The organism is Stenotrophomonas indicatrix, assembly GCA_041545745.1.
Lineage (GTDB): Bacteria > Pseudomonadota > Gammaproteobacteria > Xanthomonadales > Xanthomonadaceae > Stenotrophomonas > Stenotrophomonas indicatrix_A.
In genome coordinates this window covers 86,096-98,993 of the sequence record CP168152.1, presented here as the reverse complement: position 1 = coordinate 98,993, position 12,898 = coordinate 86,096, and the positions used below count along the sequence as shown (strand labels likewise).

8 protein-coding genes are annotated in these 12,898 nt (G+C 67.6%); 4 read left to right on the top strand and 4 right to left on the bottom strand.

Annotated features, from left to right (window positions below):
• Positions 1–35 precede the first annotated feature (35 nt).
• Positions 36–4,490: a glutamate synthase large subunit gene (gene gltB, locus ACEF39_RS00390; RefSeq protein ID WP_500286559.1), complete on the top strand. Its 4,455-nt coding sequence runs from the start codon at positions 36–38 to the stop codon at positions 4,488–4,490.
• Between the two features lie 85 nt (positions 4,491–4,575).
• Positions 4,576–6,021 (top strand): FAD-dependent oxidoreductase, encoded by a 1,446-nt coding sequence (locus tag ACEF39_RS00385; RefSeq protein ID WP_500286558.1) that lies wholly within the window; start codon positions 4,576–4,578, stop codon positions 6,019–6,021.
• Here ACEF39_RS00385 and ACEF39_RS00380 read toward each other — a convergent pair.
• The gene (locus ACEF39_RS00380; RefSeq protein ID WP_500286557.1) at positions 6,007–8,430 is read right to left on the bottom strand and encodes a response regulator; all 2,424 of its coding nucleotides are present in this window, start codon (positions 8,428–8,430) and stop codon (positions 6,007–6,009) included. The two genes, ACEF39_RS00385 and ACEF39_RS00380, sit on opposite strands and share 15 nt — an antisense overlap.
• 163 nt (positions 8,431–8,593) lie before the next feature.
• Between ACEF39_RS00380 and ACEF39_RS00375 the strand changes: the two genes are divergently transcribed.
• Positions 8,594–9,463: a methylglyoxal synthase gene (locus ACEF39_RS00375; protein ID WP_500286556.1), complete on the top strand. Its 870-nt coding sequence runs from the start codon at positions 8,594–8,596 to the stop codon at positions 9,461–9,463.
• A gap of 442 nt (positions 9,464–9,905) precedes the next feature.
• On the opposite strand, the gene ACEF39_RS00370 is transcribed toward ACEF39_RS00375, so the two are convergent.
• From ACEF39_RS00370 to ttcA, 3 genes are read right to left on the bottom strand one after another with little or no spacing between them, the layout of a single operon-like run.
• A complete protein-coding gene (locus ACEF39_RS00370; RefSeq protein WP_500286555.1) occupies positions 9,906–10,685 on the bottom strand; it encodes a M48 family metallopeptidase in 780 nt (259 codons plus the stop codon).
• A 59-nt stretch (positions 10,686–10,744) separates the two neighbouring features.
• Positions 10,745–11,650, bottom strand: a complete 906-nt coding sequence (locus ACEF39_RS00365) for a recombination-associated protein RdgC (protein ID WP_089241793.1) — start codon at positions 11,648–11,650, stop codon at positions 10,745–10,747.
• A gap of 36 nt (positions 11,651–11,686) precedes the next feature.
• A complete protein-coding gene (ttcA, locus tag ACEF39_RS00360; protein WP_500286554.1) occupies positions 11,687–12,583 on the bottom strand; it encodes a tRNA 2-thiocytidine(32) synthetase TtcA in 897 nt (298 codons plus the stop codon).
• 90 nt (positions 12,584–12,673) lie between these two features.
• On the opposite strand from ttcA, the gene ACEF39_RS00355 reads away from it, so the two are divergent.
• On the top strand, positions 12,674–12,877 hold the full coding sequence (locus ACEF39_RS00355) for a YdcH family protein (RefSeq protein WP_049466321.1): 204 nt from the start codon (positions 12,674–12,676) through the stop codon (positions 12,875–12,877).
• The last annotated feature ends 21 nt before the right edge of the window (positions 12,878–12,898 follow it).

Genomic DNA, 12,898 nt, shown 5'->3' with positions numbered 1-12,898 from the left:
TGTCCCCGTTCATTTCAATCTGCATCGAGGTAGAGATGGCCCCCCGCAACCGCCAAGGGCTTTACGACCCGCGCTCCGAGCGCGATGCCTGTGGATTTGGCATGGTCGCCCAGCTCGACGACCAGCCTTCGCGCCTGCTGGTCGATACCGCCATCGCCGCGCTTTCGCGCATGACCCACCGTGGTGGTGTCGCCGCCGACGGCCTGACCGGTGATGGCTGCGGCCTGCTGCTGCGCCGCCCCGATGTGTTCCTGAAACTGCTGGCCAGTGAAGCGGGCATCGCCGTCGGTGCGCGCTTCACCGCCGGCCTGGTGTTCCTGCCGCACGATGCCGACGCCGCGCAGGCCTGCCGCACACAGCTGCAGCAGCAGATCGAGGCGGTCGGCTGCAAGGTAGCCGGCTGGCGCGAGGTACCCACCGACGGCAGCGTCTGCGGCCAACTGGCACGCGACACCCTGCCGCGCATCGAACAGGTGTTCGTCGATGCCGGCGTCGGCCAGGATGACGCCGGCTTCGGCCTGGCCCTGTTCCTGGCCCGTCGCCGCAGCGAACAGCTGCTGCGTGCGCATGCTGACTACTACGTCACCACGCTCAGCCCCAATGCCATCAGCTACAAGGGCATGGTGCTGCCGGACAAGCTCAGCCGCTTCTTCCCTGACCTGCAGCGCCGCGAACTGGCCTCCAGCGCCATCGTGTTCCACCAGCGCTTCTCCACCAATACGTTGCCGCGCTGGCCGCTGGCGCACCCGTTCCGGATGCTCGCCCACAACGGCGAGATCAACACCATCGAAGGCAACCGCCGCTGGGCGCAGGCGCGCAGCAAGGTGTGGAAGACGCCACGCTTCGACATCGGCGAGTTCGACCCGGTCATCTCCATGCACGGCTCGGATTCGCAGAGCCTGGACAACATGCTGGAACTGATGGTGTCTGCGGGTATGGAACTGATCCAGGCCCTGCGCATCCTGGTGCCGCCGGCCACGCAGTCGCTGGAATTCAAGGACCCGGACCTGGCTGCGTTCTACGAGTTCCACGGCCTCAACAGCGAGCCGTGGGACGGCCCGGCCGGCATCGTCGCCTGCGACAGCCGCTACGCAGTGTGCACCCTCGACCGCAACGGCCTGCGCCCGGCGCGCTGGATGCTGACTGCCGATCGCCACTTCCTGGTCGCCTCCGAAGCGGGCGTCTGGGAAGTCCCGACCGAGCGCGTGGTGCGCAAGGGCAAGCTCGGCCCGGGCGAGATGATCGCCATCGACCTCAAGCGCGGGGACCTGCTCGATTCGGAGGCCATCGATCGCATCAACCGCGGCCGTGCGCCGTACAAGCAGTGGCTGCAGCAGGGCGTCACCTACCTGCAGACCGAACTGATCGACCCGTCGCTGGTGGAAGAGCCGTTCGACGAAAGCACCCTGCGCAGTTACCACAAGCTGTACCAGCTCAGCAGCGAGGAAGTGGAGCAGGTGCTGCGGCCGCTGGCCGAGACCGAACAGGAAGCCACCGGCTCGATGGGCGATGACACGCCGATGGCCGTGCTCAGCCAGCGCAGCCGTCCGCTGTATGACTACTTCCGCCAGGCCTTCGCGCAGGTCACCAACCCGCCGATCGACCCGCTGCGCGAAGACTGCGCGATGTCCCTGTCCACCCAGCTCGGCAAGGAGACCAACATCTTCCATGCCGGCCCGGAGACGGTGAACCACGTCATCCTCAATTCGCCGGTGCTGAGCCAGCGCAAGCTGCGCCAGCTGCTGAAGATGGACCAGTACGTACAGGCCAACCGCCTGCTCGACCTGTCCTACAGCGAAGAGGAAGGCCTGCGTGCAGGCATCGAACGCATCTGCGCCGAAGCCGAACAGGCCGCGCGCGATGGCATGGTGATGCTGCTGCTGTCCGACCGCTACCCGGTGGCCGGGCGGCCCATGGTGCATGCCCTGCTGGCCACCAGTGCGGTCCACCACCACCTGTCACGCCTGGGCCTGCGCTGCGACGTCAACCTGATCGTCGAGACCGGCACCGCGCGCGATGCGCACCACATGGCCTGCCTGCTCGGCTTCGGTGCCACGGCGGTGTACCCGTATCTGGCCTACCAGACCCTGTTCGACCTGGGCCGTCGCGGCATCCTCAAGCTCAGCAAGGGCGGCGAGCAGTCGCAGATCGGCCGCCGCTACCGCAAGGGCATCTACAAAGGCCTGTCGAAGATCATCTCGAAGATGGGCATCTGCACTGTGGCCAGCTATCGCGGTGCACAGCTGTTCGAGATCATCGGCCTGGAGCCGGAGGTCGTCGACCTGTGCTTCCCCGATACCGCCTCGCGCATCGGCGGCGCCGGTTTCACGCGGCTGGACGCCGATGCACGTGAACTGTGCGCGCAGGCCTGGGATGCGCAGCAGGGCGTGGATGTCGGCGGCCTGCTGAAGTATGTGCACGGCGGCGAATACCACATGTACAACCCGGACGTGGTGACCACTCTGCAGCGCGCGGCGCGCAGCGGAGACCCGCGTGCGTGGCAGCAGTACTGCGACGCCGTGCATGCGCGCCCGCCCTCGGCGTTGCGCGACCTGCTGCAGCTGGTGCCGGCGGCGACGCCGACGCCATTGGACGACGTCGCACCGGCCAGCGAGCTGTTCCCGCGCTTCGATACCGCAGCGATCAGCCTCGGTGCGCTTTCGCCCGAGGCACATGAAGCGCTGGCCATTGCGATGAACCGCCTTGGTGGCCGCAGCAATTCCGGCGAAGGTGGCGAAGACCCGGCGCGCTATGGCACCGACAAGCGCAGCAAGATCAAGCAGGTGGCCTCGGGCCGCTTCGGCGTCACCGCCGAATACCTGGTCAATGCCGAAGTGCTGCAGATCAAGGTCGCCCAGGGCGCCAAGCCCGGAGAAGGCGGTCAGCTGCCCGGGCACAAGGTCAATGAACTGATCGCGCGGCTGCGCTATGCCAAGCCCGGCATCGGCCTGATCTCGCCGCCGCCGCACCACGACATCTACTCCATCGAAGACCTGGCGCAGCTGATCTACGACCTCAAGCAGGTCAACCCGACCGCACTGGTGTCGGTGAAGCTGGTCAGCCATGCCGGCGTCGGCACGATCGCCGCGGGCGTGGTCAAGGCCGGTGCCGACCTCATTACCATTTCCGGCCACGACGGCGGCACCGGTGCGTCGCCGGTCAGCTCGATCCGCTATGCCGGCGTGCCGTGGGAACTGGGCATCGCCGAGGCGCACCAGGCATTGGTGGCCAACGATCTGCGCGGGCGCACCCTGCTGCAGACCGACGGCGGCCTGAAGACCGGCCTGGACGTGGTCAAGGCGGCGCTGCTGGGTGCGGACAGCTTCGGCTTCGGCACCGCGCCGATGATCGTGCTGGGTTGCAAGTACCTGCGCATCTGCCACCTCAACAACTGCGCCACCGGCGTGGCCACCCAGGACGAGCGCCTGCGCGAGAACCATTTCACCGGCCAACCCGAGCGCGTGGAGAACTTCTTCCGTCTGCTGGCCGAAGAAGTGCGCGGCTGGCTGTCGGTGCTGGGCGCACGCTCGCTGCAGGAGATCGTCGGCCGCACCGACCTGCTGCGCCAGCTTGAGGTCTCGCCGCGCGAGGATGTGCGCGTGGATCTGTCGCGGCTGCTGGCCGACGCCAGTTACCCGGGCAGCCACTGCGCCGCACAGCGCCTGTATGAATCTCCGGACAGCCTGGCCACGCAGATGGACGGCCTGTTGGCCGAGGCCATCGAACACAAGCGCGGTGGCGAGCATCGCTTCCTGATCCACAACACCGACCGCAGCATCGGCACCCGCCTGGCCGGCGCCGTCGCACGCACGCACGGCAACCAGGGCATGGCCGAATCGCCGCTGGAGCTGCGCTTCCGTGGCAGCGCCGGGCAGAGCTTCGGTGCCTTCAACGTCGGCGGCCTGCACCTGGAAGTGGAAGGTGAAGCCAACGACTACGTCGGCAAGGGCATGGCCGGTGGCCGCCTGGTAGTGCGTCCGCCGCGTGGCGCACGCTTCGAGGCACGCAGCACCGCGATCATCGGCAACACCTGCCTGTACGGCGCCACCGGTGGCGAGCTGTTCGCCGCCGGCCGTGCCGGTGAACGCTTCGCCGTGCGCAACTCCGGCGCACTGGCGGTGGTGGAAGGCGCAGGCGATCACTGCTGCGAGTACATGACCGACGGCGTGGTGCTGGTGCTGGGCAAGGTCGGCCTCAACTTCGGCGCCGGCTTCACCGGCGGCCTGGCCTACGTGCTGGACGTGGACCGCGATTTCGTCGACCGCTACAACCACGAGCTGATCGACATCCATCGCGTGTCCGCCGAAGGTTTCGAGAACTACCGCCAGCATCTGCACCGCCTGATCGGCCGTCATCGCGAGCTGACCGGCAGCATCTGGGCGCAGCAGATCATGGATGAGTTCCGCGATTACATCGGCAAGTTCTGGCTGGTCAAACCCAAGGCCGCCAGCATCGAGTCGCTGACCGAAACCCTGCGACGCGCCGCATAACGGTACTGCCGGTCGCTGGCCGGCAACCCAGGATCACGTAGTGCCGGCCGCTGGCCGGCAACCGCAAAACACCACAGAGCCCGCCATGAGCCGCAAGCACGCCTTCCAATTCCTCGATCTGCCCCGGACCATGCCGCAGCGCATCCCGGTTGAGCTGCGCACCTCCGGCGACTGGGGTGAGTTGTACGGAAAGTTCGGCAAGGAAGACGCGCAGTACCAGGCCGGCCGTTGCCTGGACTGCGGCAACCCGTACTGCAGCTGGAAGTGCCCGGTGCACAACGCCATTCCGCAATGGCTGCAGCTGGTGCAGGAAAACCGCATCCATGAAGCGGCCACGCTGTGCCACAGCACCAACCCGCTGCCGGAAGTGTGCGGCCGGGTGTGCCCGCAGGACCGTCTGTGCGAAGGCAGCTGCACGCTGGAGGAGTTTGGCGCGGTCACCATCGGCGCGGTGGAGAAATACATCGTCGACACTGCACTGGCCACCGGCTGGCGGCCGGACATGACGGCGGTGCAGCCCACCGGCCACACGGTGGCGGTGATCGGTGCCGGCCCGGCAGGCCTGGCCTGTGCCGACCGCCTGGCGCATGCCGGCATCACCGCGGTGGTCTACGACCGCTACGAGCAGGTCGGCGGCCTGCTGCAGTTCGGCATCCCCAGTTTCAAGCTGGACAAGGACGTGATCCGCCGCCGCCGCGACGTGCTCGAAGGCATGGGCGTGCAGTTCCGCCTCGGCGTGGAGATCGGCCGCGACGTCAGCCTGCAGCAGTTGCTGGACAGCCATGATGCAGTGTTCGTCGGTACCGGCGCGTATCGCTACACCGATGGTGGCCTCGACGGCCAGGACCTGAAGGGCGTGCTGCCCGCATTGCCGTTCCTGGTGCAGAACAGCCGCATCGTCGGCGGCGATGATCCGCAGGGCCGCCCGATCGCCGGCTGGGAAGACCAGATCGCCCTGCCCGACCTCAATGGCAAGCGCGTGGTGGTCCTCGGCGGTGGCGACACCGGCATGGACTGCGTGCGCAGCGCGGTGCGACTGGGTGCCGCCAAGGTCACCTGCGCCTACCGCCGCGACGAAGCCAACATGCCGGGCAGCGCGCGCGAAGTGGCCAATGCACGCGAGGAAGGCGTGCGCTTCCTGTTCAACCGCCAGCCGCTGTCGATCGAAGCCGGTGCCGATGACGAAGTGATCGGGGTTACCGTCATCGAGACGCGCTTGGGCGAGCCTGATGCCAACAGCCGCCAGAACGCGGTGCAGATCGAGGGCAGCGAGTCGCTGCTGGAAGCGGACGTGGTGATCATCGCGTTCGGCTTCTCGCCCAGCGTGCCATCGTGGCTGGCCGAGCACGGCGTGGAGGGCCAGGCCAATGGCCGCATCCTCGCCGGGGGCAAGGGCAAGCTGCCCTTCCAGACCGCCCATCCCCGCCTGTTCGCCGGTGGCGACGCGGTGCGCGGTGCCGACCTGGTGGTGACCGCGGTGGCCGAAGGTCGCGACGCCGCTGCCAGCATCGCGCGGTTACTGGCGCACTGACAGACCGAGCGGCATCAGCACTGCAGCCAGGGCGGGATGCAGTGCCTGGCGGTCGACCGGCTTGGCGATGAAACGATCAATGCCAGCGTCGAGGCAGGCCTGCCGGGTACTGTCGAGCACGCTGGCGGTCAACGCGATGATCGGCACCCTTGCCGCATCGGCACGGGGATCGGCGCGGATCGCGCGCGCCAGGGCAAAGCCGTCCATGCCTGGCATGTGGCAGTCGGTGATGACCAGCGCGAAGCGTTGTGCCTGCCACGCCTGCCATGCCTGCTCGCCGTTGGCGGTGGCATGCACCTGCAGTCCCAGTTCCTGCAGGCGCTGGACCAGCAGCTGCAGGTTGGTGGGATGGTCTTCGGCAACCAGTACCCGCACCGGCGGCAACGCGGGCAGGTCAGCCGCATCGCCAGGCTGTTCGGCCAATGGCGCCTCGCAGGCCGGCAGGTACAGGTCCAGCCACACCGTGGTGCCCGCGCCTGGCGTGCTGCACAGGTGCAGTTGCCCGTCCATCGACGCCGCCAGCTCCCGGCAGATTGCCAGGCCCAGACCGCTGCCACCGAAGCGCCGGGTGGTGGACGCATCGGCCTGGGTAAACGCGGCGAACACCGCCCGCTGGCGCTCGCGGCTGATGCCCACTCCAGTATCGGTCACCTGCAGCCGCAGCTGCTGGCCATACTCGCGCTGCTGCAGCACCCGCACCTGCAGGTCCACCCCACCCTGCAGGGTGAATTTCAGCGCATTGCCCGCCAGGTTGAACAGGATCTGGCGCAGGCGCAGCGCATCGGCCAACGAGCCACGCTGCAGCGTTGGATCCACCTCGCAGCGCAGATGCAGTCCCTTGCTTGCCGCCACCGGTACCAGCAGACGCTGCACCGCCCGCAGCAGCTCGGCCAGGTCGGTGGGCAGGCACTGCGGTGGCTGTGGGCCGGACTGCAGGCGTTGGCTGTGCAGCACGTCATCGAGGATCTGTCGCAGCATCTGCGCGGCATCGTCGATGGTCGCCAGTACCTGGCGCTGGCGCGCATCCAGTGCGCTGCTGCCGAAGCGCTCCAGCATTCCCAGCAGGGTGCTCATCGGCGTGCGGATCTCGTGGCTCATGGTGGCCAGGAAATGGCTCTTGGCGGCGGCATCCTGCTCGGCGTTACGCCGGGCGTCATTCAGTGCCTGCGTACGTGCGCGCGCTTCGGTGACGTCCATCCAGTATCCGCTCCATTCCACGCCGCTGTCGCGGCAGGCAATCGGTCGCCCGTGCGAACGTACCCAGCGCCAGCCGTTCGGGCCGCGCGTGCGGAAGGTGATGTCGATGGGCCCACGCACCAGCGCGGCCGCGTCAACGCAGGCCAGCACCGAGCGGCGGTCCTGCGGATGGACTGCCGCCAGCAGGCTGCCATGGTCGACCCGCGCGGTATCCACGCTGATCCCGAACAGGGCATGCACGTCGCCGGCAATGTGGGGAACGCTGTATTGGCCGGTATTGCTGCGTCGCGCCTGGTACACCACCGCCGGCAGGTTGGCGGTGACCTCCTGCAGGCGCTGTTCCAGCGCCTGCCTGCGCAGGCCTTCGCGGTGCAGCCGCCAGTAGCCGAACGCATACACCAGGCACAGTGTCAGCAGCATCAGCAGCACCGCGATCAAGCCGCGCAGGGGCGACACCGGCAGCGCGTGGCCGCGGCGAGGGAATGTCGAGACCCAGTGCGCCCGCAATGCCTCGCGCTGCTGCTGCGTCAGGCCTGCCTGCAGCAGGTTGAAGCGCTCCACCAGATGCGCGCAGGCCGGCAGCGTGGCCAACACCAGTGCATCGCTGAAGCCGGCTGGCGCCGCCACGTCCAGCGCGGCGCCAGGCTGATCGCGCAGCGCCGCTTCCACTTCCACCAGGTTGCCCACCACGGCATCGATCTGGCCGCTGATCAGCAGTTGCAGCGCCTTGTCCAACGCCGCCACCTGCAGCAGCGGCACGTGCGCGCTCGACTCTTCCAGCACGGCAGCGAGCGGCACGACGTCGGGGCTGGCCACGCCGCGACCGTGCAGTCCATCCAGGCCGATGATCGGCCGCGCATCGGGGCGTCGCACGATCACCTGCGGCACCTGCAGGTAGGGCACGCTGGCCACCCAGCCTTTCGGCGTCTGCGCGCGCGGCCAGCCGAGCACGGCGTGGGTCCCGGCAGGCAGCGCAGCAGCGGCCAGCGCCGTCGCCGCCACCGGTGTGGCGCGCAGCATGGGGTACTGATCCTGCAGCAGCGCCAGGTAGGCGGCCACCAGCCCCTGTGGCGCGTCGTCCTGGCTGGACGACAACGGCGCACGGTCAGCAGGATAGGCCAGCAGGATGGGGCCCTCGCACTGTCCGGCCCAGACCGGCGCCGACAGCAGCGACAGGGCGATGATGCGGGCCAGAGGGCCAGCGACATTCACGGTGGACATCCTCATGACGCAGGCAGGGGCAAGGCCGCATTGCGGTACGACCTCCTGCCACGCTAGCGACGCACTTCCCAGCAACAATGAGGAAACTTGTAAAACCCTCCGAAACCGTCAATAGCGACATACACTGCCGCTTCTACCGATCCCGGAGCTTTCGATGCGCATCGGCCTGGCCGCCAACCGCCTCCATCACAACGACGCGCGCGCGGCGCTGTTCCGCTGGCTGCGCGCCAGCGAGCCCGGGCTGCGCGAACTGGGCGTGACGCTGTGCGCGGTCGGCCGTACCCACGACGCGATCCAGCGCAACGGTTTCCTTGCCGGTTACGACGGCCTGCAGCGCTATCCGTACGGTCGCGAGGGCGGGTTGATGAAGCTGGTGGCCGAAGTGGTGGGCATGGGCGCCGAGCGTACGCTGGACGGTGCGGTCTATCTGATGGATCCGGTGGATCCTTCCTCGGTGTTCCCCGAGGCGACCGCGCTCAAGCGCCAGTGCGTGATCCACGGCAAGCCGTTCATTTCCACCGTGGCCACCGCCCGTGACTGGATCGAGGTGGAGCGCATCCATGCGGGCTTGGCCGCCGATGGCGGCGCCGACGACCTGCATGCGTTCGAAGGGCAGACGCTGGCGTTGATCGCGCACGATGCGATGAAGCCGGCGATGCTGGCGTTCGCCGATGAACACTTCGACGTGCTGGCGCGCTTCGGCGAACGCGTAGCCACCGGCACCACCGGCCAGCGCTTGAACGAGCTGGCCTGGAGCCGCGGCTGGCCCGCGGATACAGCATGGGTGACGCGCTACCAGAGTGGCCCGATGGGCGGCGATGCGCAGATTGCCGACCGTGTGCTGGAAGGTCGTTGCCAACGCGCGATCTTCTTCGAGGACCCGCATGTGGCGCGCCAGCATGAAGCGGACATCCAGCTGCTGGAGCGGGCGGTGACCACGGTGACCGATCAGGCGGTGTGCATCACCGCTCCGCGGGTGGCGGCGCGATGGGCGGAGGCGGCGGCATTGCGCGTGGGTCGATGAGGTTTGCGGCCAACGGCTGAGCTGCTCGTGGCGGAGGGGCACAATCAAAAGCCGCGCTTGGCCGGGCGGGTGGGCCATGCAGGGGACGCTGCAAGTCCCCCTCCGGGGCCCGGCCCAGCCGCTGGCGGCTGTGCGTTCGGTCGCTTGCGAAGCAGTGCTTCGCAAGCAAAGCACCCTCACCCTTGTAAGCTCGATGGCGCCATCCATGGCGCCTACGCCCCTGCATGGCCCACCCGCCCGACCTCAGACAGTTTCCGTGCCACCACGGAAGAGAAAAAGAAGAGCAGGGGCAAAGCGGGTCGCGCGCTGTGCGCGCTTCAGTAGCCACAGCCCATGCTCGGCCGCTCGATACCCTCTCTGGAGTGGAGCCCCTTCTGTTGAAGGGGCGCGCCGAAGGCGGGGGTAGAGGAAGAATGCGCGGGCAGCTGCTGTAGCGCGGGCGCTACAGCAGCTGCCGGAGCATTGCTTTCAATCTGCGCCCTTCCAGCTGGAAATAGTCGCGCTGCTCGCGCCAGTCGGGGAAGCGTTGTTCCACTTCGTGCCAGAACGCCGGCGAGTGGTTGGCCTGGATCAGGTGGCAGAGTTCGTGCACCAGCACGTATTCGAACGCGGCGGGGCTGCCCAGTACCAGTGCCAGATCCAACGCCATGCTGCCGTCAGGGGCCAGCGAGCCCCATTGCGAGGACATCACCTTCAAACGCAGGCGACTGGGTGCGCGCGGCAGGCCGGGCAGGTACTTCGGCAACCAGCGGCCGACATCGGCGCGGGTCTGCGCTTCGTAGAACTCACGCAGCAGGCGGCGCAGGGTCGCGTCGCCGCCACGGCTCGGCCATTGCACGCAGGCACCGTGTTCGTCGATTTCCAGTCGTGCGTAGCGGCCTTCCTGCCAGCGCAGCGGCAACAGTTCGCCGCGCAGCGGCAGCACGCCGTCGACGCCAGGCTGCAACGTGGCGGGCAGGCCGTGTCCCTGGTAAACGCGCAGCTGCAGGCCCAGCCAGTCGCGATGCTGTTCGAGGAAACGCTCGCCCATCACCAGGCTGGCACGAGGCGGTAGTGTCAGTCGTGCACCACGCTCGTCGACGCTGAGCTTGATCCGGCGCGCGCGCGGATCGCGCACGCGCAGTACCTCGATCTCGACATCCTCCAGGCGCAGGCGAACGGTATCGCGCTGCACGGTGGCGGGTGGGACCGGCGAGATCAGGCGGCGCAGCAGACGGCTCATGGTCCCAGCATAGCGCCGTGCGAGGCCGCCGGATGACCGGCGGCCGACGGCGTGCCTGTTCAGTCAGCCTTGCTGAGCTTGAAGGCTTCTTCCAGCAGCAGGAACAGGCGGCGGATCTCCGCGCTCTGCAGGGCGAAGCGGGCGTCGAACTCAGCGCGGCGGCCGTCTTCGTCGGCATGTTCCAGCTGGTCCAGCGCGCCGTCCAGGAACTTCAGCTTGCGCACGATCAGGTCGTCGCCCAGCACGAAGGACAGGTTGTCCTCGAACACCAGGGCCAGCTTGGTCACCTGCTTGCCGGCATCCAGGTGCTTGTCGATCTCGTCGCAGCGCAGTTCCTGGTGCTGGCACTTGACCACTGCGCCGCCTTCCACCGGGTCCTTCATCTCGCACTCCTCGCCCAGGCTGAAGCCGGTGGGCAGGGGCTCGCCGGCGATCCAGCCGGTCAGGATCGAACGCGGCGCGACTTCGGCGTTCAGCGGCATCGCCGGGAAGCTGCCGAGCAGGCCGCGGATGTCGGACATGAAATATTCGCCGGTCTTGCGGCTGGAGGTGTCCACCACCACGTAGCCGTGCAGCTGGTCGATGAAGGCATCGTTGCGCGAGGACTTCACGAAGGCGCGCGGCAGCAGTTCATGCAGCAGGTCGTCCTTCATGCGCTTGCGCTCGCGGCCACCGGGGCGGCGGCCTTCCTTCTCTTCGATCTCTTCCAGCTTGCGCTCGAGCAGGTCGTTGACCACCGCGCCGGGCAGGATCTTGTCCTCGCCACCGACGGTCAGCCACAGGTGTTCGGCAATGCGGTGCGAGAGAGCTTCCTTCTCTTCGCGGCCGAACGGCGAGATGAAACCACGCGAGTTCATTTCCAGTGCGCCCACCGGCTTGAGCAGGGCGTGCGGCAGCAGGGTATCGACTTCGGAAAAATCAGTGGAGGTCGGGAAGCGGAAGAACGTCAGGTTGCGAAAGAACATGGAATTCCGGTGTCTGAAGAAGAAGGGCGCCCGACCTTAAACGGCAGGCGTCTCGGGAACTGCGTCGGCCAGCCAGGCATCGGCATGCGCTGCATCGCCACGGCGGCCCAGGGCCATGAAATCAAACAGGGCGGCATCGGCCAGCTGCGCAGGTCGCACGTCGGCCATTGCACGTGCGATCTGTTCGATGCGCCCCGGATGGTCCTGGTCCCACTGCTTGAGCATCTGGCCGACCTGCCGACGCTGCAGGTTTTCCTGGCTGCCGCACAGGGTGCAGGGAATGATCGGGAAACGGCGGGCCTGCGCATACTGCGCGATGTCGTGCTCACGCACGTACGCCAGCGGGCGGATCACCACGTGCTGTCCATCGTCGCTGAGCAGCTTCGGTGGCATGGCAGCCAGCTTGGCATGGTGGAACAGGTTCAGGAAAAACGTGGCCACCACGTCATCGCAATGATGGCCCAGGGCGATCTTGCTGAAGCCGTGCACCTTGGCATGGTGGTACAGCGCGCCGCGGCGCAGGCGCGAGCACAGCGAACACATCGTGCGACCTTCCGGGATGACCCGGCTGACCACCGAGTACGTGTCCTGCTCGATGATCTGGTACGGCACGCCCAGCCCGGCCAGGTACTCCGGCAGGACGTGCTCGGGGAACCCGGGCTGTTTCTGGTCCAGGTTCACCGCCACCAGTTCGAACGGCACCGGCGCCTTTTTCTGCAGCTGCAGCAGCAGGTCCAGCAGGGTGTAGCTGTCCTTGCCGCCAGACAGGCAGACCATGACCTTGTCGCCGGCTTCGATCATGCCGAAGTCGGCGATGGCCTGGCCGACCTGGCGGCGCAGGTGCTTGCCCAGCTTGTCCGCCCCGCGCCCGGCCACGCGCGGATCGCGCGAAACGCGCTGCGGGGGATCGGGCAGGGAGATCACGGCGGACATGACTCCATTCTACCGGCTTGCGGCAGCCTGAACCCGGGGTCGGGATTCCCCTCTCCCGGCAGTCATCGTCGCTGTGTATGCTCGGAGACCGTGGACACCTACAACCCCGCTGAAATCGTCGAACGCCTCGTCGCCCTGCGTGCCGAACACCGGTCGCTGGATGAACAGATCACGCGCATGGCCGCCAACGGCGAAGATGAGCTGGAGTTCAAACGCCTGAAGCGGCGCAAGCTGCAGTTGAAGGACTGCATCACCCGGCTGGAAAGCCTGCAGATTCCGGACGAACCGGCGTAACCGGCGGCCCATCCACGCATG